Below are 24638 nucleotides of genomic sequence, written 5' to 3' on the forward strand. Positions count from 1 at the left end.
AGTCTCAGTCAGCATTTTAGCGGCTTTGCTGTCTTGTCCTATTTCAGTCACGGCCTTCTGTAAATACGCCTGTGCCAAAGCCTGATTACGTTCGATTTGATCGGTCAATCGGACTATTGTCGCTTCTATTTTTTCATATTCGGTTAAGTTTCGCGTAACTAGCTGCGATCCAAACTCTTCAAGGTCTTTAGCAATAAAGCCTGCAGCGTTTAGTGCATATTCCGTAAATAAACTTTGATCATTTTCCATGGAAACCTCTTATTTATTGGAGAAAAAATTAATGTGTTGATAAATTAAAATCCATAAGCTTAATGGAGGCATAGCAAAGGCAGAAAAACTAAAGAAATATCCACCATATATTGTATGCATAAAAATTCTTGCCGTTTTGGTTTTTGAATTAGCGGATACAGGCCCACCCCATACAAATATGAAGACATAAGCTATCAATAATATTGACGCACAAAACAACCAACTCATAACTAATTTCTTAAAAGAAGTTTTAGGATCTTGGTCGTAAGGTATAAATGGTGACGTTACGATTAATGCCAGCGCAACAGGCGGTGTGGTGATGGTCATATACAACCAGATAATTCTCATTACATTCGGAAAATCGGATTTTTTAGCCGCAACGTCTATGGTAGGAAAGATTTCAACTATTCGATTGCATAAATCACATTGGGATGAATCCATCCCGTATTCGTAGGTTATATAGCTTATAAGAAGACCTAAACAAAACCATGCACCAAGCAACCATGATATGAATAAGTTATAGAAACTGGTATTGCTAGTTGAATAATTTTGTATCTGTCGATCAGCAATTTTTTTCCTCAGCCAGCGGGCAAAAATTCTTTCAATCATAAATTGATCCCATAAATAAATGAGCTGCACCAGATCTTGTATTAATACATTTTGTTGGATTTTTCATGCCGCCATACCCCATGTTCTATCATTTGCCGCCGCTCCAGCCGGCACGGCATTGAAAGTGCGGTCGTTGAAGTGTTCCAGGATGGTCAGTTTGTCGGCCAGGGTGCTGGTGTCGCTCCAGGCTTTGATGATCGGCTCCAGCAAGACGCATTGGCCTGTGCGGTCGGCGGCGGCAAAGTCGGTCAACAGTTGCGCCAAAGCCGGCGACAGGGTGGCGGCTTCGCGCAGTCTGCGCACTTGGCCGGCGTATTGCACGTCGGGCAGAGTTTCGAAGCCGGTGGTGTCCAGCGTATCGGCAAATAGGCTGTGGAAGGTATCCTGCACCAGGTTGACATCTCCCAAGTTGCCACTGACCTCGCCCAGAGTTCCGCTGCTGCCATCGGTTTTAACGAAGGTGCCAAGATCGGCTACTTGGTTTCCATTGGCTAAGGTTTGATTGTGCTCAGTGCTTTGAACATTAACAGCCGCTATGCCCAAGCCGCTTAGCGAAAACAACTCGTTGCCTTGGCTGACACCGTCTTGATTCAAATCCCGCCAAACGCGCAAGTCGGCAAAGCGGGCATCATTAGCGTCGACCACACCGTCGGCGTTGCTATCCAGATCGCTTAGCGCATCAAATCCGTCGGAGGCCAGTTGCCCATTACTTTTTAAATAGGCGTCGCCGAATAATTCGCGGCCGTTATCTATGGTACCGTTGCCATTTTTGTCTAATACCAGAAATCCATCATTCGCACCCACCCAGCCGGTGGAGGTTTTTATTCCGTCGGCGTCGTGGTCGAAGTAAACGGGGTTGGCGGTGTCGATGCCGGTGGTTTCCAGGCCATCGCCGTCCAAATCTAACGTTAAAGGATCGCGGCGAGGTTGGATAACGGTGGCTGTGATGAATAAGGATGAAACCAATAAACTAACGGGTAACTTTAAGATTTCTGGATGATCAAATAAAAACAAAAACTCTTTATTTTGTATATCTCTAAAGTAATCGCCAACACCTTCGCCGAATCGACCGATCATGGCGGTAACGAATTCACCGGAAGCCATAAATCCTTGTTTCGAGACGTCATAGAGCGCCTCTGTCATGGCGTTTCCGATCAGCGCCGCCGCCTCACCTTGGGTCAGGTTATTATGGGATTCGCTAGTGGTTAACCGGTCCAATTCCATACCCAAAAACGGGATACCCCAAGTGCCGTCGAAGACATCGCCGGGTACGGCTTTAGCCCAGGCTCCGTCGAACGCGATACTGGCGCTCAATTGATTATCTCGTAACGCTTGTTCATAGCTGTTGAGAATAAACTGGGTATCGGGAAGGTAACCTCTCTCAACTTGTGTCAGATAATTGTCCAAATGATCATGCGCGACAGCGTCGAATTTAGTCTCGTAGGCACCCGGTTCGTTATAATCCCACCAGTGCTGCACCAGTTTTTGAAAAAAATAATCGGCGGCATCTCCGCCCCGGCCAAGCACGCCGGCTGCGTTGTCCGCGTAACGGTCGCCGCCGCGCGCCAAGGCATCCCAGGCCGAGGCATATTGGCCTTGATCGAAATAGGCTCTGGCTTCGGCCACAGCTGCTTGCGGAAGGGTACTTGGGATTAATACGGAAGATTCGATGGTCATGAAAAAACTCCTTTTGTCTTAAATTTGTGGTTGGTTTTTGGATTCAGCAGAAATGAAACTGTCGAGCAAGGCTTTGATTTTTTGGTCTATTTCGCGCCATTGCGATAAATAAGCTAGCGAGAAAGCGTAATCGAGCTGAAATTGTCCTCGGTAAATCGTAGTGACTTTACAAGAGGGCGATGGCGCGGGTTCTGGGTCCAGTTCGGGATTTTCGCATCTCATTTCTGTTAAATCTCGAACCGGCTTGTCGTGGCTTAGATAGATATCCTTCATATCGCTCTTAGGATCGCGATAATGAAACATGCCCGGCACCAGCGGATGTTCCGGCAATTTGATCAAACGTTTATAAGCGCCATCAAAGTAATACGGCCAGTTAACTCGGTAATGCGTCATCATGATCATGACTTTTCTGCTCCAGCCGGGTGTTTTAAATTCGTTCGCCGTTTTTTCGTTATACATCTCCATATCTGGCAACAATGCCTTGATGCGGATCGCATCGATGGTTTCCCGTTCGGTTTGCGGCGGCTCCCAGCCTTTGTCGAAGCGGCCTTCCAAGGGGTGGTAAAGCAGCGGCACGTCGAAATCGACATTTTCCACCCGGACAGCGTAGTGCCGGTTCCTAGCCTGCTCCATATTTAGTAATTCTTCGCCACATCCCGCTAATAATAAGCACAAACATGCGACGCAGATCATTGTTCTTCGAAACCCGATTACATACACGGACAGGATGCTATTGATACCAGTATAAATATAACTAGTGTTACTCGATAATTTTAATATAAAGTCGCCCATAATTTTCTAAATTTTAATCGTAAATATCTTATTTTACGTATGAATAAAAAATCTTACTTGGCCAATCCATAGCACTGCTTACCGATATATTTAGTTAATTATCCGTTTAATATATTTAGTCAAGTCGATTAATCGCTAAGCGCTTTGCAAAAAGTTCGCATGTATTGTTTTCAGTCAAGGTTTGTGTCTATCAGCGATAGAGAGCAAAAATACCTATTGATTTGTTGATAGACGTTTATTCGGTCACGGCTTTTAGCTCATCTCGTTATACACAAGTCACCAAGACCAAAGGAATCAAGGCTTCATCAATCGGTAAAATCCGATTGAGTCCGCCGCAAGCCAACACAAGATCAATGGCTTGGGATTGGTTTAGTTCTTGTAGTGCCGACTTGTGTATAAGGCTATGCTTTTAGCTACTCGAACAATGCGTCTCCTAACGTCGGCAGCAGCCTATAAGCGCACCTTATCGGGTTGACATCAATACGTTTTAAATCGGCTTCCGGGATCTTTTCGTTTACAAAACTCATCTTGTTATCCTGTTGCGTGTTGTGAAATCGATTGTGACCATTGGGATCGGTTTTCGGTCTTTTGTATGTTCGGGCCATGCCGGTTGAATTCTACGGCTTTTAATTTTTAATTCTGCCAGTTAGAGCATGATTTAGGCCACTAGGCTAAGCGCCTATCAATCATTGGCTTGTCGTGAGCAGTTTTATCCGTTCAGTGTGGCAAGTGACAAATTCGTCAGTCTGTCACGCCAAAATTGGCAGGTAAAATGGCAGCGACAAGCCGGCAAGACAAAACCTGTCTAGGTTTTATCTTGGTTACTTTTCAGCTAAATGCTGCCGAGTTGGCGCTATCGTTTTATCAAGCAGCGGATTCCATCCGTATCGATATTGGCTTATGCAGTGATCCGGCAGTAAATGCCCGTTGGCGTTTCATGACGGGCATTTTCAAGCGGCAAACTTCGGTTGTCTAACTTAGTAAAGTCGCAGGATTGCCCGCTATGAAGTCTTCGTGAAAGCGGGGCCGGCGCGACTAGCCGCGCACGGCTTGCCATTGCCCGAGAGGCGTTACCGGCTTCATGATCCCGGCTGATACCCATTCAACGCCGATTCGCCCGGCAGTTGCGCCGATGCCGGCTGCCAGCCGCCGCCCAGGGCTTTGAAAAGCTGCACGCTGGCGTTCAATACGTCTAAACGGGCTTGCACCTGATGGGTTTGGGCAGTGAATACGTCGCGTTGCGCGGTCAATAGGGCTTGAAACTCAATCGCTCCGGCCCGGTAGCGGGCATCGGCGATGCGATACGCCAATTCGGCTTGGCCGACCGCTTGCTGCAAGGCGGTTTGCCGCAGGCCGGAATATTGGCGCACGGCCGCGGCGTCTTCCACCTCTTTGAAGGCGGTCAGCAAGGTCTGCTGCCAAATTTCCACCAGCTCGGCGTGGCGGGCACGCGCGTTCGCTAACGCGCCTTCCAAGCGTCCGCCCTGATAAATCGGCTGCAGTAGCGCGGCCGCCATCGAAACCAGCACGCCGGCCGGCTGCGGATTGGCCAACACCCCGTCCAGGCTCAGCTGCAATTTGGGATAAAAGGCCGCTCGGGCGATTGCGACGTCGGCGTGGGCCGCCTGCAATTGCCCTTCGATTTGTTTGACGTCCGGCCTACGCTGCAGCAACTCAGACGGTTGCAAGGCCGTAATCGCCGGAATTTGCAGGCCGGTGAATGTTGCCGCACCGCCTTGTGCTTGCGGTTTGTCGCCCAACAAAATACTGAGCGCGTTATCCGCCAAGGCTTTTTGTTGTTTAAGCCGTTCTAAATCCGCCTGAGCGTTGGCGCGCAAGCTTTGTTGTTGCGCCACGTCCAAATTCGATACTGCGCCGGCTTTAAAGCGGGCCGTTACTATGCTCAGGGTCTGCTCGGTATTGACCAAAAAACGCTCGGCAATGCGGATTTGCTCGGCTGAAGCCAACACGTTGAAATAAACTTGCGCCACGTCGGCGCTGACTACCAAGCGTAAAGCATCGCGCGCAAAGATTGTGCTGAGCCATCTTGCCCGGCCCGCATCCCGCTTGGCGCGATTAGCGCCCCACAAATCCACTTCGTAGGCAATGGAAATTTGCGCGAATTTACGCTGAGTATCGCCGGCATCGTTATGTCTGTCCGTCAGCGAGGCGGTAGTGCCGATGCCTGGCAGTAAATCGGCGCCTGCCAGTTTGGCTTGCGCCCTCGCCTGCTCTACGCGCCGGGTTGCGGCGGCCAAATCGTTGTTATATGCCAGCGCGTGGCTTATCAGGGCTTCCAGTTCCGGGTCGGCGAAAGCTCGCCACCAGCCGGGATCGAGCAGTGCGGCCGCGTCATTTTGCGCGTAGTGCCAAGCTTCCGGCACATCGGCTTGCGGCGCTTCAAAAGGCGGCGTCAGGCGGCAAGCGGCCGACAGCCCACTCAGCGCAACCAGATAAAGAAAGTTGCGCAAACTCATTCGGCGGCCAGCGCCATGACGGGATCTAAATTGGCCGCTTTGCGCGCCGGCAGGAAGCCGAATAACAATCCGGTGCAGAACGCGCTGGAAAAAGCCAATACGGCCGGAAACGGCGAAAACACGACGGCCATTTCGAAGCGATGCAACACGCTGGTGCACGCAATCCCGACAACCACGCCGGCCACCCCGCCCAAGGTGCAAACCACGGTGGCTTCGGTGACGAATTGCAGCAAAATATCGCGGCGGCGCGCACCTGCTGCCATACGAATGCCGATTTCGCGGGTGCGTTCGGTCACGCTGACCAGCATGATGTTCATCACCCCTATGCCGCCGACCAGTAAGGAGGCGGCCGCGACGATGCCCAGCATGACGGTGATGGTGCTTTGCGTTTCTTCGGCGGAATCCAAGATGGAGGACATGTTGCGGATGCGAAAGTCTTCGGTCTGATGCCTGGCCAGCAATAAGGCTTTGATCGCCTGCTCGGTGTCGTCTATGTGGGTCACATCCGTCACGCGCACGGATATGCCGTTCAGATAATTGCGGCCGAATAAACGGATCAAACCGGTCGTCAAGGGTACGAACACCGCATCGTCGCGGTCCGTGCCTACCGGCGACGCGCCCTTCGGACCCAGAACACCGATGATTTCGAACGGAATGTTTTGAATCAGCAGGTAACGCCCTATCGGATCGCTGCCGTCCGGAAATAGCAGTTCCAGCACGGTTTGTCCCAACACCACGACCGGGGAATAGCGTTGCATGTCTTCGTCGCTGAAAAAGTTGCCGCGTGCCAAGGGCCAATCGCGCACTTGCGGCATGCTGGGCGCCACGCCTTGTACGCTGCTGGCATAATCGACGTTACCGACCCGCAAGGTCATGCGGGCGCTACGTTCCGGCAAGGCCCACGCGACGTTGTCCAGTTCTTCTATGGCTTCGGCGTCCTCCGGCGTTAAGGTGGCGATGTCGGAACTAGTGCGCAAAGCCGGCGCTCCAGGCCGTATGGTTAAAATGTTGGTTCCCATCGCCGTCATTTGCGCCATCACCTGCTGACGGCTGCCCTCGCCAACCGCCATCATGGTCACGACCGCGGCCACTCCGATCACTATCCCCAGTAAAGTCAAAGCGGTACGAAACAAATTGGCTCTTAGCGCGCGCAACGCGCTGGTACCGGCCTCCTGCAATTCTTCCAAAATATCGAACGCATCAGGCGTCACTTCTCGCCCGGCCGCGGTTGCCGGTTTAGCTTGACGGCGGCCGGAATCGGCGACGATGAGGCCGTCACGAATGTGAATCATGCGCTGGGCGTACTGCGCTAACTGTTCGTCGTGGGTAATCAGTAAAATGGTGCGGCCTTGCGCGTGCAGGCGACGCAACAAATCCATCACCTCCAGGCCGCTACGGCTATCCAGCGCTCCGGTAGGCTCGTCGGCCAGAATCACCGGCGGATCGTTCATCAATGCGCGAGCGATAGCGACTCTTTGTTGCTGGCCGCCCGATAATTGCATGGGCTTGTGGCCGGAACGCTCGGCCAGTCCCAGTTGTTGCAGCAATTGCATGGCGCGGGCTTGCCGTAGCAGTTTGCTTTGGCCTGCGTACAAGGCCGGAATTTGTACGTTTTCCGCCGCAGTGGCGGTCGTCAACAGATTGTAGCGCTGAAACACGAAACCGAAAGTTTCTCGCCGTAACGCCGCCAGCTGATCGGCATTCAAAGCCTCGACCGGGCGCCCGGCAATCCGGTAACTGCCTTGATCGGCGCGGTCCAAACAGCCGATCAGATTCATCAAGGTCGACTTTCCGGAACCGGATTGGCCGACGATGGCGACGAATTCGCCCGGCCAGATGCTCAAAGATACCCCGCCCAACGCCGTTACCAGGGTATCGCCGGACAGGTATTGGCGCCTGACTTCTCGCAATTGCAATAAAGGAATCTCTATCGTTTCAGAGCTCATAAGCGTGCTGCGCCGGGCAGTGCGAATGCGTCGGATGTTTTCTTGCCGTTGCGCTTCTGTCCGGGCAAGGACCATACCGATAATTGATCGCCAGCTTGCACGCCCTCCAGCACTTGCGCGTAACGCCGATTGCGCAAACCGATATGCACGATTTTTTCCTCCGCGCCTTGCGCGGTCAGCCGTTTGATCCGGTAAGCCTTTCCGCCTTGCCGGTCGGCTTCGGGCACACGCTGACCGAGAGCGGACAAGGGAATTAAGGACGCTTGCCGGACGCTTGCCAGCAGAAAAAACATTTGGGTGCTCATACCGGACATCAATTGCCGGTCTTTGTTGTCCACATCCACCAGCACGTTGTACAACACCACATTATTGACGATTTCGGGAGACGGCAGTATTTGCCTTATCTTGCCGTACCAACGCCTCTCACCGGCGCCTAAGGTGGTGAAATACACGGCCATGTCCGGCCGTAGCCGCATGACATCGGCCTCCGCCACTTGCGCGCGCACGGTCATTGCATCCAATTTTGCCAACTGCATGATCAGCGGCGTGGTTTGATTGGCGTTCAGGGTTTGTCCCAAACGCGCCGTGCGACTGACGACGGTACCGTCCATCGGCGCAAAGATTTTGGTAAAGCCGAGGTTGGTGAGGTCGCCGTTTAAGGTCGATTGCACTTGTTCGATTTGCGCTTCAATGGCTTGTGCGGTGGCGAGGGCGTTTTTTAGGTTAAATTCGCTATTTTGGTAATCTTGCAGACTGACTCCGTCGCCGGCGATCAGCTCCCGGTTCCGTTCAAACTGCTGTCTAGCGAATATCACCTGGGCTTGCTGACCGGCTAACTGGGCTTTCAAGTTTTTAATGTTGGCTTCGTCGGCCTGTACCCTGGCCGCATAAACGCGGGGATCGATTTCCGCCAACAATTGACCGGCCCTGACATTGTCGCCAATGTCTACGTATAACCGGTGCAACTGACCGGTGACTTGCGCACCGACGTCGACGTATTCTTTCGGCTCCAGCTTGCCTTGCGCGGTGACGTTTTCTTCGATATCGCCGACGATCACTTCTACGCTATCTTGAGTTTGCTTTGCGTTATCGCCGCTGCCGGAAAAAACAGCGACGACCGCCGCGAGCGCAAGTATCGGCAACACTAGCCAAGCGGCTGCGCGTGAAGCTAATTTCAACAATGGACGGCCTGGCATATTTTGGTGAAAGTCCTGGTGGGGGCGACGTCGCGAACAGCCTGTCGAAGCGCGACGATGGCATCTCTCCCACCGTCAATGCTTTTGATCGGACAGGGGATTGCCATACCTTCATCCGCATTGGGAAAAACTGAAAAAGGCATCGAATCGATGCCTTAGTGGAATAAGGGCGGCGTTAAATTCCGTCCGGATAATCGTAGCTATAGTGTTTGCGTAACGGTTTGACGACTTCCCATTGGCTTTCCAAACCGGCCGGAAAGACCACCAAATCGCCCGGCAAAATGCGTACCGGCTCTCCGCCGGCCGGAGTCACCAAAATCTCTCCTTCCAATACGTAAGCGCATTCGGTTTCGTCGAAATCGATAGGAAATTGGGATACTTCTTTTTCCCAAATTTCCCAATTGGATACGCCAAGTTCTTCTAATCTTTCCTGGCTGGGGTTGTGCTCGATTTTAATTTGACTCATGTTATTGAACGCAAAAATTAACGGAAGCGCCATGGTAGCACTCAAGCCGCTTGCGCTCCAAGGCTTACGCCGGAGATCGGCCGTTAAAATAAGTCCACTTCGCCGTCGTTTCTACTCACGCCGGATTCGAACTGCTTTTTTTCCTCCACGATTCTATCCAGCAGCGTGGCCACTTCCAAACTACTCAGCTCGATAGCCCGGAAGTTTTCGACGATTTCAGCCTGCAGTTGTAGCGAAGTTTGCCAATTTTTGGACAATTTTTCGACCGCGGAAAACATGTTTTCGTGGGTCTTTTTATGTGGGGCATCGATTTTGACATAGGACGGCAAATGTCCGTATTGGCTGGCCCCGACGCCGGTGTGATACCAAATGCCCAACTTGCAATGAAAGTGATCGACCATCACCGTTTCGGCCGCGCTGGAATGCGCCCCCATTTCCATGGCCCGGTAGCCTTGCTGTACGTAAATCATCTGATTGACCTTGGCTAAAGCCACTTCGCCCACCATTTGCGTGTAGGCGACTTTCCCGTAGGTATCCAATACGATCCCGCTGACTTGGTGAATGTTTTTTTCGAATTCGCTCACCGCAACTTTGGACTCTTCGGTCATATCGGCCATACCGACGGTACCCTCTACAATTTCGGTACTGACGACGCTAAAACGTGCCATCGCGTTGTGAATTTGCCCGGTGGCCTGCTTGGTGTTTTCGGCAAGACGGCGTACTTCATCGGCCACTACAGCGAACCCACGACCGTGTTCGCCGGCGCGTGCCGCTTCGATAGCCGCGTTAAGCGCTAATAAATTGGTTTGTTCGGCGATTTTGGCAATCAAGGTGGTAACTTCGCTAATGTCTTTGCTACTTTGCCTTAACGCCAGCGAAGAGGATTTTAACGATTCCATGGTGTCGATGATCTTAGTCAACTTTTGGATCACGCTACCCAACGCCACACCGCTTTTAGACACGATGTCGGCGGCGGTTTGATTGGTGGTTTCCACCTGCCGCATTTGAGTGGTGATGATCGATAAATCTCGTTCCGTACGCTGCAAGCTGGATAATAGATTCTCGGTTTTCATTTGCCCTAACTGCGCAAACAAACTTTCCTGCATTTTTCCACGGGCATCCGATTCTATCGTTCTTAACGACGCATCGATGTAACGCAGATTCTCGGCGAATGCGCCTTTCATCCCGAGATATTGAGGCTTTCGGTAATACTGCTGCCGTTCGGCGGCCGCAAAACAGCTGGCGGTCTCGCGCATATAGGTTTCCACTTGGTCTAAGGCGGTATTGAAATTCCAAGCCAGCCGGGCCAAATCGGCATCCGGCGGCACGTGACTTATCCGGTATTCCAGCTTACCCTTGGCGATGCCGTTGGCTAAGGTGAATAAGGATTTGATCAAGTTCAATTCCAAGCGGGTTTGGCGTTGGAAACCGGCATAAGCCAGCAACGCCAAACAGAGCGGGATAAATTGCCAAGCATTGATTTCGTATCGGTAAGCAGCCGCGCCGGTTTGCACGGCTAGCAAACCCAAGCAAATTCTTATGGTATTTTGGCTGTTAAAGCGTAAGTATGTATTCACGATAATCCTTGCCTTCAGCTTCCAAAGCTGCTTGCAACACAGCATTTCCGGCGGCGATTGCATCCAGTCGACCTGCATGTTGTTCTGCGGCCAGCATTGCGAGGTACAAGGGTTCGATATTGGCAATCTTGGCGTTAAGCGGTTTGCGCCGTACTGAAAAATAACCGATGATTTCCTGACTATTTGGCTTAAATGTGGGAGTTACCGTAGCTAACACCCAGTAGTAAGAACCGTCTTTGGACATGTTTTTAACATAGCCGATGAATTCTTCGCCGTTGCGTATGGTTTGCCAGAGCAACGCGAAAATAGTGCGCGGCATGTCCGGATGCCTGATGACGTTATGCTGTTGCCCCAACAACTCCGCTTCGGTGTAACCGGAAAACTCGATAAATACCGGATTGCAATAGGTTAACCGACCGACTGCATCGGTTTTGCTGACGATAAAATCCTCTTCGCGTAGCACCAGCTCGTGCGAATTGGGCAAGGCCTTGTTGCTCATAAACCTCCCAAGACAGTCAACCCGTCGAATTGACCCGGTAAAAGCTAAGTACCTCGCATACCCTATCTTTTTGCCCGCAACGCTAGGTACATATCGGTAGAAATAGTAGCCTAATTTCCACAGGCCGCCGGGCTGATGCGTGCGTTAGAGTTGAGGCGCGGGGCGGCTTGGGAGCGCTTTAGCCGCCGGCAAGCAGCTGCCGGGCCAACGCTATTACTTGATCGGGCTCTATTAAGCCGATGGAAAAATCGTTTTTATCCAGTTTGAAAGGATTTACTTTAGAGGGGGATTTCAACACCCGGTTGATGCGGGTTTGGTAAACGCGGCTCACCGGGGTAGGCCCGAACAGAGTCAGCGACGGCCGATTCAAGCCCCAAGCCATGTGGGTAGGTCCGGTATCGTTGCCTATCACTAAATCGGCTCGCGCGATTGCCGCTTTTAAGTCGTTCAAATTCAGGCTTGGCAACACGCGCGCGCCGCTACGCTCGGCCAGCCAACCGGCCGTCTTTTCTTCCTCCGGGTTGCCTCTGACGATCAATATGTTGGCATCGCTCAAGCCGGCGATCACGCTTAAAAACCGTTCGGGCGGATAATTGCGGCTAGGCCAGGTCGAACCAACGACCAGCAACACATTGACTCTAAATTTATCGAAATAGCCGGTTAAATCGACGCTAGCGGGCTCGAAAAACAAAAACGGCTGTTTGTCGATGATTTGCTGCGGCGAGATATCCAGACCGAACAAGGCGCCTATCACTTTGACATTACGGTCTATGGTGTTGGCGTCGTAAGGGCAAGCGACATGTTGCCGATACAAGCTAGCCGCCCATGCTTCCCTGATCGAGCGGCTATCGAATCCGATACAGTTAGCCGACAGCCAGCGGGCAACGATGGCGGATTTAATCAGACCTTGGGCGTCTATGACCCAATCGTAGCGATGCTCGCGGTAGGCATTGAGGGTGCGAAATTCGGCAAAGAAACCCGATTTATCGCGCTTTAACGCTTTTAAATTGACCGGCAAGATGCGGTTGATCTGCGGGTTGTTGGCCGGCAAGCCGGCAAAACGATGTTCAACCAGCCAGTCGATTTCGGTGTCCGGGTAGGTCGCTTTGACAAATTGCAAGGCCACCATCGCGTGTACGATGTCGCCTAACGCCGACAGTTTAACGATCGCCACTTTCATGCATTAGGCGTCCATGGCTTGAAGGACCTGATCGGGCGAAATTTCGGTCAAACAATGGGTATGACCTAGCGGACATTCCCGCCTGAAACAGGGCGAGCATTCCAAGCCTAAGCGGACGATCTGTGCGGCAGGATGCAACGGCGGGGTAAAACCGGGATCGGATGAACCGTACAGCGCTACCAGTTTTTTATCTAAAGCCGCGGCAACGTGCATCAAGCCGGAATCATTGCTAACCACAACGTCGGCTAACGACATCAAATCGACGGCGTCCGCTAAACTGGTTTTTCCCGCGAAATTGCTGAACGACTGCCCGGACAATGCATTGATTTTTCCGGCAATCGCCGCATCCTTTTCCGAACCGAACAGCCAGACTTGCCAGCCGCGCGCCGCCAAGCACCGGCCTAATTGGGCAAAATGCTCGACCGGCCAACGCTTGGCCGGCCCGTATTCGGCGCCCGGACAAAGCGCCACGACAGGATTGCCGATATCGACGGCATATTTTGTTGCGGCGGCTTGTTTTTGCTCGGCGCTGACAACTAGTTTAGGTTGCGGGCAGGCAGGAGGACCGGCTTGAGGCTTTTCCAGCCCCAAGGTTACAAATCGTTGTACCGTTTGCGGCAAATGCTGTCTGTCTAAACGTCTAACATCGTTTAACAAGCCATAGCGCCATTCGCCAAAGAAACCGGTCCGGCGGTCTATCTCGGCAAAAAAAGGCAGCAGTGCGGATTTCCACGAATTAGGCAGCACCAGCGCACGCCCGTATTGTCCGCGTAGCGCCCGGCCCAATCGCCATCGTTCCGCCAGACCGAATCGGCCGTGGCCGACCGGCATCGCGATGCCCCGTCGCACTTCCGGCATACGTTGCAGCAAAGGCAAAGACCAGCCCGGTGCCAGCACGTCTATCGTACAAGCGGGATAGTGTTGTTTGAGGGTAATGAATAGGCTTTGCGCCATCACCATGTCGCCGACCCAAGACGGGCCGACGATCAAGAAGTTTTCAGCGGACAGCACAACTTAGGAGACTAAGGTGAGCCATTCCCTGTGGTCGGCGCGGCGACCGTGTACATAATCGAAATACAAGCTTTGCAGTTTTTCGGTAATCGGCCCGCGGCTGCCCGAACCTATGTCCCGATTGTCGTATTGGCGAATCGGAGTAACCTCGGCGGCTGAACCGGTAAAAAAGGCTTCGTCGGCTACGTATACCTCGTCCCTGGTAATCCGTTTTTCTATCACCTCGTAGCCTTGTTCGCGGGCGATGGTGATCAAGGTGTCGCGGGTGATTCCTTCCAGCGCCGAAGTCGTTTCCGGCGTATACAGTTTGCCGTTTCGGACAATGAACAGGTTCTCGCCACTACCCTCGGCGCAAAAGCCCTCGTGATCCAACAGCAGCGCTTCGTCGTAACCGGTAGACAGGGCTTCCTGCAGAGCCAGGATCGAATTAATGTAATTGCCATTGGCCTTGGCTTTGCACATCGTGCTGTTGACATGGTTGCGGGTGTAGGACGAAGTGCGGATACGGATACCCTTCTCCATGTTTTCCGCACCCAGGTACGCGCCCCAAGTCCAGGCCGCAACCATCACGTGCACTTTCAGATTGTCGGCGCGCAATCCCATGCCTTCGGAGCCGAAGAACACCATGCTGCGGATATAAGCGCTGTCTAAAGCATTTTTGGCAACCGCATCCCGATGGGCTTGATTGATTTCCTGCTTGGAAAACGGCATTTTCATATTCATGATATGCGCGGATCGATACAAACGGTCGGTATGTTCCGCCAGTTTGAAAATCGCCGTACCCGCGTCGGTTTTGTATGCGCGCAATCCTTCGAACACACCGCAACCGTAATGCAGGGTGTGGGTCAGAACGTGAACTTTAGCATCGCGCCAAGCCACCCATTCCCCATCCAGCCAAATCCAACCGTCTCTATCATCCATCGTTATCATCTTTTTAAACCTGCACAATTCTTTTAGTGTGTTGTCGGAAAATCGGCCCGTGCCGTTACGGCGAATTGTACACCAGAGCCCGGTCCGCCTGTAGGCGCAATCAGTCGTAGCGTCGTTAAACCGTTTCGCTCTCTCCGGCCCTGACGTCGAATTCAATTTTCCAACGTTTACCGTCGCGATGCGACACGGCTTTCAATTCCAGAGTACCCACTTCTGTAACCGCCGAGGATAAATAGACAGGCACGATCTCGCCGGGTGCACGGCCTTCCTCGGGCAAGGTAATCTCGATTTCGTCCAATTCTTCCAATGCATCGTCGGCCCACGTCTCCAGCCGGATACCGGCGACGTCCTCCCGCCGGGTTTTAGAACCGAAAAATCGAAATCGCACCGGTTCGCCGATAATCAAACCGAACTCCTCGCCCGGCAGAGCTTGTTCGCTACCTTCTTCCATACCGAACGGCGCGATACATAGCGCTTCGAGCTCCGGCGCTAGGCCCGGTACGGCCGGCATCGCGCTTTCCACCCCTACGTAATAAGCGGCGGCGGTACCGCCTTTAATTCTGACGCCTTTGCCTTTGCGCACGAAACCGTAATAAGCCGCACCGCGCGCGACCGCTAGATCCAGATCGGCCCCCGGTAGCAAGCGCGCTTCGCCTGCCTGCTCGCTTAACAACCAGCCATTCAAAATTTCCAGCAATCGTTCGGCCAACACACCGGCTTTCAACACCCCACCGTTGAACAAGATTGCTGTCGGATGAAGAAAACTCGCTCGTTCGTGGTTAGACATACCGGAAAAACTGCCGGTTGCCTCCTTCTGTTTCGTCAAAAACGCCGCCAGATGACGCGTGATTCCGGCATCTTGCGCATAAGGCAAACCGACCGAGCGCAAGCCGCTACGCGGCCTGACGACAGGCTTTTCGCCGACTGACGTTTTCGGCAGAAACCCCTCAACTAACACGCGATTTAACTCGTCGCGGGTCAACTCGGTACGCAAAGTGCCGCCGATCAGTGAGGATCCGCGACCGGCTACCACCAACGGCATACCGGTTAAATCCGGCTGGTTAAATAACTTTTCTTTGGCTTCGCGGCAACCGTGGGTTAACGCCTGAATTTGCCAATTTTCCAGACGCTTGCCGCTGTCTTGTTCCAATTTGGCTTTAACGGTATAGGCCAAAGCCAAGTCCATGTTATCGCCACCCAATAGAATGTGATCGCCGACCGCAATCCTGTTAAGTTGCAAATTTCCGTCTTGCTCGGTCACTGCAATCAGCGACAAGTCGGTAGTCCCACCGCCAATATCGACGACTAAAATCACGTCGCCGACTTTGACGTGATTGCGCCAATCGCCTTCGCTCTTCTCTATCCAGCTATACAGCGCCGCTTGAGGTTCTTCCAACAATACGGCTTGCCCTAACCCGACTGCTCTAGCGGCTTCCACCGTCAACTCGCGCGCCGCCGGATCGAAGGACGCCGGTACGGTAATGGTCAAATCTTGCTGCTCTAGGCGAAAGTCCGGAAACTTGTGGTTCCACGCATCCCGCATGTGCTGCAAATACGCTTTGCTGGCGTCGAATGGCGAAATCCGTTGCACGTCTTCCGGCGCATCGGCCGGCAAAATCGCTTGCTTGCAATCCACTCCCGCGTGGCATAGCCAACTCTTGGCACTCGCTACCAAACGAATTGGGGTCCTGCTACCCATATTGCGGGCGATTTCGCCGACCAACAATTCAGGAGAAGCCGACCACGGCAAGGCCGTCGCGCCTTCGGTGATTTCGGCGCTATGCGGCAAATAGGTAAACGAAGGAAGTTGAAACTTATCCTCGATAACGCCGGGATTCGTCAACTGGGGTATGGCCAGCACTTCCAGCACGATTTGATCGTCGGGACAATGCAAATCGACATACGATAGAACGCAATGAGTGGTACCTAAGTCGATTCCGACCGCATAACGGTTCAATTCGCTCATAGCTCGACCTCCGCCGGCGCAATAATTTTGGCGTTATGACCTGCCGTCAGTTTCGGCAAACGCAAATCGCTGACTTGCCAACCTTTATGCACCAGCATACCGCTGAACGGCGCCTCGCCCACTATATTCCCGGTCAATCGGTAACTCGCGGCGTCAAAACCTTTAGGCAAGGTCACTCTACTGCCTTCCGCATCGCTACTCACCGGTATAATGCTGAAATGCTCTTTTATCGTTTTGTGACAGCCTTGATGCACTACGCGCGCAGCAGCGCCAATATCGGCATCGGAATAGGCGCTGACGTCTTCGTGAATAAAGTCGATGAAACGGGCTTCTTGCTGCAATAAACCCAAAAGCTGCAAGGCGGCATCCGGGGTCGCCTCTTTTAATACGACGGGTTCCGGTGCCGGCGCCTGCACGATTTTTTCAACCTCCACTATTTTTTCGACGATTTTTATTTCGGGTTCCGGCGCTACTGCGGGCACGTTTTGAAGCACCCGGGGTTCGGCTTTGCGACAGCGGCGCATTCCCAGTATTACCGAAGTCAACACGATAATTAGCAGCAAGGCCAACGCCAAAACCGTTCCAGCCAAGCAAACATGCCATAGGTCAAAAGTGGTGGGGCGTAACGATAAGTCAATGGTATAAATATTCATTAGAAATTGATTACTTGAAATCCGGGACGAAAGCAAACGGCTTGACTCGCTTCATTTTGGTTCGCGTAGCAAACCCAGCTAGCAAAAGTAAATACTTTCCAGTAAACGCTTGGTTATTAGTTATTAGATGGAGATTTGCGCTGAACAGGACCAACCCTGCCCCAATCGATGTCCGCGCACCTAGCCTATGGCTTACGAGGCACCCGCTTTTCTGGCCGCTTCTAAATACATTAACTCTTGCAACAAATTACGAGTGACTTCAATTCGCAACTTTTTTAAATGCCTGTCGGCAATAACAGGCGGAACCTCGGCATCCGTGTAAATTTTACGCATTTCTCCCAGTGTAGGTTCGCATTGACGGATAATAACATCGGTTGCGTTCCTACTCTCCAGGCCCATGTTCTGCGGCTGCCGCATTGCTTCAACTACGCATTTTTTATAACCGTATTGAGCTTGTTGAATTTTTTCGATGACTGCATCGCTTAGACTCGTAGCGTTCCACTCCTGCTGGCTTTCTTCAGCTGCAGCGGCAACCTGAGCCAGGGAGACTAACAAGAAAAAACATATAGTTTTCATAAAACTATCCTCTATTGAAAAGAACCGATAACAAATTTTACGCGAAACGTTATTGACTGGACAGTGCGAAAAATTGGGCTAGCGTCGAACAGTCAATTGTTTCCGGTCGTCTGAATGTTAAACACCGGCATTGCCTCGTCTCGCCACGAAAGGTGAACGTAAGGCTTTATCGATGCAAGCGAAAACTGAAGCGATTTGATCTTCAGAAAGCAAGCCCAACCGATTTCGACCGCCCCCATCCTTTTATGGGACGAAAGTGAGACAGGATTAAATGCGGAAATACGGCTAATCGAACACTTGTATCCCTCAGAGCAAAGTCTAAAACTAGCCTCATCCCACAGTTTCAAAAAAGCCGGGGAGAATCGGTATTTAGGATCTACATAGACATCGAAATCCCATACCGCCGTATTTGGCAATCGATAGCGGCAGCGAAATTCGTCTTCCTTATATTCGGTGGAAACAAACCATAGACATCCGCAGAACTCTTGCAGCTTAAACACAGCCAAACACTTCGCTCCTTGTTGATACCTATCTTTGATAACCTCCACAGGCCTAGGACACGGATGGCTAGGCGCCGAATCGCTGGTTATTTCTACGATATCAAAAGACTTCCCCTTCCCTTCCGGTAGTAATGGAGCATTATTAAGCCGTTGCGAAACGAAATAATACTTGTCGAAATCAACAACATTTGACAGGCTACAAACGATACGCTTGAATGCGTAAAGCAAAGTATCGACGAGACCGATTTGTGAAACCCAATGACACAGCTTCGCTTGCCAGATGCGGATAGGATGTGAGCTCATAGACTAGAAAATTAGTTGAATACACTCAGTGAACAATCATGAAAACATCGTTAACACTACTTACGCCAATAATTCTGACATTATCTACCAACGCCTACGCATTAAAGCCGGCCCCATGGGTAGGCAACAACTTGAAAGGTGAAATGTGTACAGGTGAAAAAGGTTATGGGCCTTACGATTACATTAAAGACAGAGAAAAAGTACATTTAGTCGAAGAATACCACTTTACCCCACAAGTGGAAGCTTTAGTCAAAGGTCAAAGCGGAAGCATAGAAGGTGATTTAAACTACACCTTACGCGCTTTTCCGAATCACCATAAAGCATTACTTAGTATTATACGATTTAAACTCAATATACTAAAAGGCTTAAGAAAAGAGAAATTAAAAACGGAACCGGAGTGTTATCTTAATCGCGCAATTGAATACAGTCCGGACGATCCGGCGCCTTTCTCGCTGTATGCTTATTATCTTTCAAAGGTTGGGGAAAAGGAAAGAGCTAGAAACTTGTATGATCGCGCCACTCAAATCGATGCCGAAAACATGAAAATAAAATATTCCTATGCACTATTTTTATTCGATAACAACGAAAAAGAAAAGGCATATGAACTTGCGCAAGAAATATATGAAAAAGAAAAGGATGCACCTTCAGGATTACGCGACCAACTCAAGAAAGCCGGAATTTGGGATAAATGACATAAACTTCAAGCGAAAAACTTAGCAAAAACACGCTTAGTCTGCTTAAACAACACATTCGGAAAACAACGCATAACCCCTCTTAATTGCAACGTAAAATACGTGTCGTTAACAACCCGGGTAAACGCCGACATTAGCCTTATATTCCCTGTGGAATTAACACAACGGCAGACTGAATTCCACCAGTCAAGTACGGCGAACTCTGTCAACTCTTCCAATTGAGAATGGGCAAATTGATGGCACGTTAAAAAAGTATTAAAAGCTTTAAAATATAACTCTCCAACCGCAATTACATCGTCCAACTCATAGTTTGCAGCACCGATAACAAAGACGGACCAATATTTATTGATTAACTTTGAGTCAACATCCAAGTTTAATGCTTTCAAAAATTGCGACTGTAGAAATAACTGGCCGTTTTGCTCCATTTCCGAATTAAACTTCACGCTGGCGTTTGTTTCATGCTCACGATAAATTACTAGATCATCAGGTAAAATAGCAATTCGCCCTCGTTCCGCTAGCTTATGAAACAACACAAAATCTTCAGCATAATGATAAGCCGGATCGTAGCAAATCGAATATCGCTTTAAAATATCGTTACGGATACAGATCGACGAATGGACAATACCGCAGCGACTAAAAAGACGCCAATGCAATATTTCCGGGCGGGACTCCGGTTTATATACCGAACTGATTTCACCATTCCTCCATTCCTTAGCAGAGCTACCGATCATCACCATATCCGGATGTTCTTGCATAAACCGAATTTGCACTTCAAGTCGACACGGTAAACTGACATCATCCTGATCGGTAGCAAAAATATAATTGCCCCGTGCTAATTCCAAACCACGGTTTCTTGTCCTACTAATCCCTAAGTTTTTTTGATTTTGAAAAAACTTTATTCTATTATCTTTATAACTATTGACGATTTCAACGGTGTTATCGGATGAACAATCATCGATGATAATGAATTCAAAGTCTTTAAAAGATTGATTCAAAATAGATTCAATAGTTTCCCTAACATAGCGACTACCATTATAGGTTGTCATCACAACCGAAGCAGCAGGAGGTAACACATCCATACGTAATTTTAATAATTCCGCAGCCAACGTTCCAGATACCAAAGCGGTTTAATTAACAACCAGCTTAAAGAACGATATATTTGAAAAAACTTAATCCGATAATCCGCTCTTTCGGCATTCAGATAACGAACCTGCTCCAACAATTCAGTACTCCACGTTTTCTGATAATTATCGAACTCCGAAGATATCGTATCGATAAGTGAGGTATCGACATCTTTGCCAGATGAAAGCTCTTTGTACAAACGCTCAGCAAGCAAACCCAAACAACCTGAGAGCATACTATTATTTGCAGAATTATGATGCCTTAAAGAAGGCGAAACAAAGTCATTTAATTTTTCTTTAACGTCGGATAAACTAAGAGGAAAACCACCTTCAATTAACTTATCGATTTTATATAAAGCTGTTTCCGGAGATTCGGCTACAGTGTCAAAATCCAAAAAAACCCTATTTTTATTTCGACTGAATTGCTCGGCATTTAGCGTATGATTTAGCCAAAGAACTAACGCTTTTTCCTCAGAAAAACCGTCTCTCTTTTTTAATGAGGCCACTACTTCCGATGGTTTTCTATTGAGACATACAAATACCGGAGAAACATTCAGATCTGAGAAAATTTCTAACCATAATGGAAGTAATCGGCACATTCTTGGATCTTTAATTGCCCACACTTTCGAGGTTACGAAATCCCTGTTTACATACCCAATCAACTTTGATTTAAATTTAGCAACATTAGCATGTTTCCACCAAAATTCGGGTAGCGGCAAAATATCATCCCATTGTGAGTACAAATGCAATAATAGTTCATCATGTAAATCGACAATATCTTCATGCTCCCAAAACCCCTTTTCATTCACTCCTATTTGAGGAGCATATAATCGTTTACCTACACTAACACCAGCTTCGCTAAGCAAGCCGGTCAATAACGAAGTCCCACTTCTATGCATTCCAAGTACAACTAGCACCTGATTTTTCATACAATGCTATTTTTAGTTATCGAAAAATAAATCGGGAACAATAAGTTACAGGCTTTTAACCGGCAAACCAGCATTTATTCTAAATATTTTTTTAAAAACAACCCCTTCTATACTATCCGGATTCCGGCGAATCAACCAAGCCAACCCGATTAAAGTTGCATATATTAAAAATCCGGCAACAACATTAGCAACCAAATTCAAAATTGATATCTGAGTTAGAAATTTTTCATTCAACAATGACAGACAATATGACATAGCGATAGAGGCCACAGCTGGCTTAAACAACGCTAAAACTATTCGCATAAATCCTATTTTCGCGTATCCTATTAATACAATGTAATTCAACACTGTCATGATGGCGCTTAACATGAACAACGAATGCGTAATCAACAAAATATCTTTAGTATACGCAATTGACAAAAGCATAGTTACAAAGCAAATCAAATTTAACCAAGCAACAAAAGAAATAACATATAGCTTGCCGATTGCAGTTAATACAGGACCGGTGACGGATTGCAGCGCCGTCAACCCACCCATAAAACAAAATAATTCAAAATAAGGAATAATCGGTTCCCATTTGCTACCAAACACTACGGGAACAAATTGGCAGGCAATTGCAGATAAACCTAGAGAACATGGAAATGCAATAAGTGATATTGCATTTACTACTTTAATTACAGAAGATTTAAAACGTTCCGGATCATGAACAATCCTAGTATAACCTGATAATAGCGCACTACCGGCCGGCTGGATTAGTTCCGCAGTTAGCATATTAGCCACAGACTTCGCCATATAGTAGCCACCCAGACCGTTAGCACCACTTATTGTACCTATAAAGAACTCATCCGACTTCTGTTTCAAAAAAATTGCTATATTTTTTGCAATGTTATTATAAGAGTCTGTTGCGAGCTCTCTTGCAGCAGTCAATTGAAATCTAGGACGGTAAGGATGCATAACAAAACTCATAACGGTAGTTATGACATTTTGCGCAATTATACCAATTGCTAAAGCCCAATAATTTCGCAACCAAATTGCTATGCCAACTCCAACACAAACGGACAACCCTTTAGAAATTAGCGTCCGAAAAAATGACTTTTTAAATTCCAAGTTTTTTTCATATAATACAAAACCTATATTATTTAACGATTCAATAAATGGCTGAAATGCGATTAGTTGCATCACCGGTAAAATTCTGGAATCATTAAAGTAAGCAGCAGAAACCGGAGCTAATAAAAAGATAATTACACTCAACGAAATTCCCGCTATTACCCTTAGTGTCCAAGCTGTATTTAATAAAGCGTTATTTACCTCTTTTCTTCTCAATACGGCCTGCCCCATGTCGGTATTGAAAAGCAAAACCACTAATCCGACGGTTAACATAGAAAGTGCGATTAGCCCAAAATCATCCGGAGTAAGCAACCTTGCTAGAATAATAGTATTAATAAAACCTATACTTCGCAAGGCAAAGCGGTTTAATATAGACCAAATACTTCCTGCTATTATTTTTTTACCTAAATGTTCCGACATCTCTCTGTTTAGATTGTTTTTCGTTGTACGATGAGATGCTCTTTCAACGGATTATTTGGATCCAATGCGTCATCCCCTTGGTAATAACGCATTTGTTCTACAGAGGGCAACAAAAACTCGTCGGCTGCAGCCGTTGCACGCCAACCATGCATTGAGGAGGCTTCTTTGGAATCGAACGACTTCAATACGTATTTTTGAATTGCATGCTCTAAACTCAACACCAGATAGTGGCGCATTTTAAAGTCAATTGGATACGGACGAATCCCATTAAATTCTATTACGTGGCCACCGTTTTTACACAAATTGACAGACGCTGCTCGGCAACGCCTATTATTTATAAGTTCTTTAACAGTCTTTTTAAATCCCGGCCACTGAGATAACGGCTGTTTTTTCCAAGCATTTAAGCGGTGAGGATGTTGAGGGGCGAAAGGATAATACCACCGCATGGTATTTTGAAAATCATCTGATTCGTGGTGAGGAAATTCTCTAACCGGCAAAAAAGTATACTCCATAAAATTAATGGCATTATACCCTTTCTTATCTACCCTCTCTATCGCTTGAGCCAATGTTTCGCTAGAATCAGGTGGAAGTCGAAATTCATCAACATCGGCGTGAATAAACCAATCCGCTTCTAATTTATCTATAAGTTTTTCCTTTGCGAGCAATTGCTTTTTTAATTCAAACTTACCACGACGCGGAATAATGTCTAATCCGATTAAATTTTTATCGAAGTAGGTTTTTGCAATATTTACAGTATTATCAGTAGATTGATTATCCAATAAGTACACGTATATGCCATGATAAAAATAATGTTCCAAGCAGGCTTTAATAAATCGCTCTTCATTATAACTGGCAATAATTGCAATTATTTTCACAAAACAGATCCAATCTATTATTTTATAAAAAATCTTGAAAAAATATTATTTGACACTGACGACTTTACAATGTTACCGTCCGAATCCAACCCACTAATAAATTTATAATTTTTATCAATTCGATGCCATATTGGCTTGCATATTTCCCAAGTTGTGACAGCTTCACTTGGCGTGAGAATATTATTCCATCGCCCGAACGATGACGTATGAACTGTTTTTGTAGTATTAATTTTCGGATCTTCTATACCTTTATTTGATGGCTTATCTAACTTCAATTGCGACTCTTCAAAAGACTCACCTAAATAGCTCATCAACCGTGAAACAACCTGTTCCGGAAAAGAAACCAGTTCTTCGTAAATAACCCTAATATATCTATCGCTTGCAATCTCCTCATAAGCCAACCCAGCTTTCATATAATTAATGTAAAAATCAATTTTTTGATTAAAATTAGCCGGCACAGACTTATCGAACTCCATTTCCTTCAATGATGCTAATGTATCTAACGGATTTCTTACAACATGAACAAAGTAAAACGACTCTTTTAAAATACTTTCCCAATAGTTTAAATATATGACATTTGAAGGGCATTTATCAGCCCAACGCACCTTATTAGCTTTATTTGCAGCGACCTCATGAAGTTTTACAAAGCCATTTCCGAAAATATTTATCACATCTTCTTCCTGAGCCAAATTTCGCGCCGTATTAAAAAATCTTATATTTTTTAATTGATCATCTAATCGGTAGTCGTTAAATAAATCCTCAAAAAACTTCACCTCTGATCCGCAATGTATGCGAGAGTGATTGTTTAGTATCCGTCGCATTAGAGTAGTACCGCTACGGGGACATCCTCCTACTATGATTGGCCTTGAATTTTTCATAAATAAAGT

The 24638-nt window shown here is 48.4% G+C and carries 23 protein-coding genes; 2 read left to right on the plus strand and 21 right to left on the minus strand.

Annotated elements, in window-relative coordinates; genetic code table 11:
- Window positions 1–258 precede the first annotated feature (258 nt).
- The 3 genes from AB0A83_RS13500 to AB0A83_RS13510 form a co-directional block, all read right to left on the minus strand.
- Window positions 259–858, minus strand: coding sequence for a hypothetical protein (locus AB0A83_RS13500; protein ID WP_150049246.1), 600 nt, complete (start codon window positions 856–858; stop codon window positions 259–261).
- A gap of 63 nt (window positions 859–921) precedes the next feature.
- On the minus strand, window positions 922–2535 hold the full coding sequence (locus tag AB0A83_RS13505) for a hypothetical protein (RefSeq protein ID WP_150049248.1): 1614 nt from the start codon (window positions 2533–2535) through the stop codon (window positions 922–924).
- An 18-nt stretch (window positions 2536–2553) separates the two neighbouring features.
- A complete protein-coding gene (locus tag AB0A83_RS13510; RefSeq protein ID WP_150049250.1) occupies window positions 2554–3327 on the minus strand; it encodes a hypothetical protein in 774 nt (257 codons plus the stop codon).
- 772 nt (window positions 3328–4099) lie between these two features.
- On the opposite strand from AB0A83_RS13510, the gene AB0A83_RS13515 reads away from it, so the two are divergent.
- Window positions 4100–4303, plus strand: coding sequence for a hypothetical protein (locus AB0A83_RS13515; protein ID WP_150049252.1), 204 nt, complete (start codon window positions 4100–4102; stop codon window positions 4301–4303).
- A gap of 103 nt (window positions 4304–4406) precedes the next feature.
- Here AB0A83_RS13515 and AB0A83_RS13520 read toward each other — a convergent pair whose 3' ends face one another.
- The 13 genes from AB0A83_RS13520 to AB0A83_RS13580 all read right to left on the minus strand — a co-directional run bounded on the left by AB0A83_RS13520 (window position 4407) and on the right by AB0A83_RS13580 (window position 18607).
- Window positions 4407–5804: an efflux transporter outer membrane subunit gene (locus AB0A83_RS13520; protein WP_150049254.1), complete on the minus strand. Its 1398-nt coding sequence runs from the start codon at window positions 5802–5804 to the stop codon at window positions 4407–4409.
- Window positions 5801–7750 carry a MacB family efflux pump subunit gene (locus AB0A83_RS13525; RefSeq protein WP_150049256.1) on the minus strand — a complete coding sequence of 650 codons (1950 nt, stop codon included), beginning with the start codon at window positions 7748–7750 and terminating at the stop codon, window positions 5801–5803. Before AB0A83_RS13525 ends, AB0A83_RS13520 begins: the two co-directional genes overlap by 4 nt.
- Window positions 7747–8928: an efflux RND transporter periplasmic adaptor subunit gene (locus AB0A83_RS13530; RefSeq protein ID WP_367154457.1), complete on the minus strand. Its 1182-nt coding sequence runs from the start codon at window positions 8926–8928 to the stop codon at window positions 7747–7749. Before AB0A83_RS13530 ends, AB0A83_RS13525 begins: the two co-directional genes overlap by 4 nt.
- Before the next feature lie 193 nt (window positions 8929–9121).
- Window positions 9122–9412 carry a cupin domain-containing protein gene (locus tag AB0A83_RS13535; RefSeq protein WP_150049259.1) on the minus strand — a complete coding sequence of 97 codons (291 nt, stop codon included), beginning with the start codon at window positions 9410–9412 and terminating at the stop codon, window positions 9122–9124.
- Window positions 9413–9495: 83 nt separating this feature from the next.
- On the minus strand, window positions 9496–10989 hold the full coding sequence (locus AB0A83_RS13540; protein ID WP_367154459.1) for a methyl-accepting chemotaxis protein: 1494 nt from the start codon (window positions 10987–10989) through the stop codon (window positions 9496–9498).
- Window positions 10967–11488, minus strand: coding sequence for a PAS domain-containing protein (locus AB0A83_RS13545; protein WP_150049263.1), 522 nt, complete (start codon window positions 11486–11488; stop codon window positions 10967–10969). The genes AB0A83_RS13540 and AB0A83_RS13545 overlap by 23 nt, the downstream gene beginning before the upstream one ends.
- Window positions 11489–11666: 178 nt before the next feature.
- On the minus strand, window positions 11667–12668 hold the full coding sequence (gene waaC, locus AB0A83_RS13550) for a lipopolysaccharide heptosyltransferase I (protein WP_367154460.1): 1002 nt from the start codon (window positions 12666–12668) through the stop codon (window positions 11667–11669).
- A gap of 3 nt (window positions 12669–12671) precedes the next feature.
- Window positions 12672–13679 (minus strand): lipopolysaccharide heptosyltransferase II, encoded by a 1008-nt coding sequence (gene waaF / locus AB0A83_RS13555; RefSeq protein WP_367154461.1) that lies wholly within the window; start codon window positions 13677–13679, stop codon window positions 12672–12674.
- A gap of 3 nt (window positions 13680–13682) precedes the next feature.
- On the minus strand, window positions 13683–14606 hold the full coding sequence (locus tag AB0A83_RS13560; protein ID WP_150051990.1) for a branched-chain amino acid transaminase: 924 nt from the start codon (window positions 14604–14606) through the stop codon (window positions 13683–13685).
- Window positions 14607–14724: 118 nt separating this feature from the next.
- A complete protein-coding gene (locus tag AB0A83_RS13565; RefSeq protein WP_367154463.1) occupies window positions 14725–16575 on the minus strand; it encodes an Hsp70 family protein in 1851 nt (616 codons plus the stop codon).
- Window positions 16572–17228: a DUF2760 domain-containing protein gene (locus tag AB0A83_RS13570; protein WP_150049271.1), complete on the minus strand. Its 657-nt coding sequence runs from the start codon at window positions 17226–17228 to the stop codon at window positions 16572–16574. Before AB0A83_RS13570 ends, AB0A83_RS13565 begins: the two co-directional genes overlap by 4 nt.
- A 192-nt stretch (window positions 17229–17420) precedes the next feature.
- Window positions 17421–17804: a hypothetical protein gene (locus AB0A83_RS13575; RefSeq protein ID WP_150049273.1), complete on the minus strand. Its 384-nt coding sequence runs from the start codon at window positions 17802–17804 to the stop codon at window positions 17421–17423.
- Window positions 17805–17896: 92 nt separating this feature from the next.
- Window positions 17897–18607: a hypothetical protein gene (locus tag AB0A83_RS13580; protein WP_367154465.1), complete on the minus strand. Its 711-nt coding sequence runs from the start codon at window positions 18605–18607 to the stop codon at window positions 17897–17899.
- 38 nt (window positions 18608–18645) lie between these two features.
- Here AB0A83_RS13580 and AB0A83_RS13585 point away from each other — a divergent pair, with 38 nt between their 5' ends.
- Window positions 18646–19299 carry a hypothetical protein gene (locus AB0A83_RS13585; RefSeq protein WP_150049276.1) on the plus strand — a complete coding sequence of 218 codons (654 nt, stop codon included), beginning with the start codon at window positions 18646–18648 and terminating at the stop codon, window positions 19297–19299.
- Window positions 19300–19307: 8 nt separating this feature from the next.
- Here the strand turns inward: AB0A83_RS13585 and AB0A83_RS13590 are convergent, their stop codons facing one another.
- The 5 genes from AB0A83_RS13590 to AB0A83_RS13610 are packed head-to-tail and all read right to left on the minus strand — an operon-like array spanning window position 19308 to window position 24629.
- On the minus strand, window positions 19308–20405 hold the full coding sequence (locus AB0A83_RS13590) for a glycosyltransferase (RefSeq protein ID WP_150049278.1): 1098 nt from the start codon (window positions 20403–20405) through the stop codon (window positions 19308–19310).
- On the minus strand, window positions 20387–21349 hold the full coding sequence (locus AB0A83_RS13595; protein ID WP_367154468.1) for a sulfotransferase family protein: 963 nt from the start codon (window positions 21347–21349) through the stop codon (window positions 20387–20389). Before AB0A83_RS13595 ends, AB0A83_RS13590 begins: the two co-directional genes overlap by 19 nt.
- 45 nt (window positions 21350–21394) lie before the next feature.
- Complete coding sequence (locus AB0A83_RS13600) at window positions 21395–22876, minus strand: lipopolysaccharide biosynthesis protein (RefSeq protein WP_150049282.1); 1482 nt, start codon at window positions 22874–22876, stop codon at window positions 21395–21397.
- 8 nt (window positions 22877–22884) lie between these two features.
- Window positions 22885–23751 (minus strand): glycosyltransferase family 2 protein, encoded by an 867-nt coding sequence (locus tag AB0A83_RS13605; protein ID WP_190303141.1) that lies wholly within the window; start codon window positions 23749–23751, stop codon window positions 22885–22887.
- A 17-nt stretch (window positions 23752–23768) separates the two neighbouring features.
- Window positions 23769–24629 carry a sulfotransferase gene (locus AB0A83_RS13610; RefSeq protein WP_150049286.1) on the minus strand — a complete coding sequence of 287 codons (861 nt, stop codon included), beginning with the start codon at window positions 24627–24629 and terminating at the stop codon, window positions 23769–23771.
- Window positions 24630–24638 lie beyond the last annotated feature (9 nt).

It is taken from the genome of Methylomonas sp. HYX-M1 (genome assembly GCF_040741385.1).
GTDB classification, from domain to species: domain Bacteria; phylum Pseudomonadota; class Gammaproteobacteria; order Methylococcales; family Methylomonadaceae; genus Methylomonas; species Methylomonas rhizoryzae.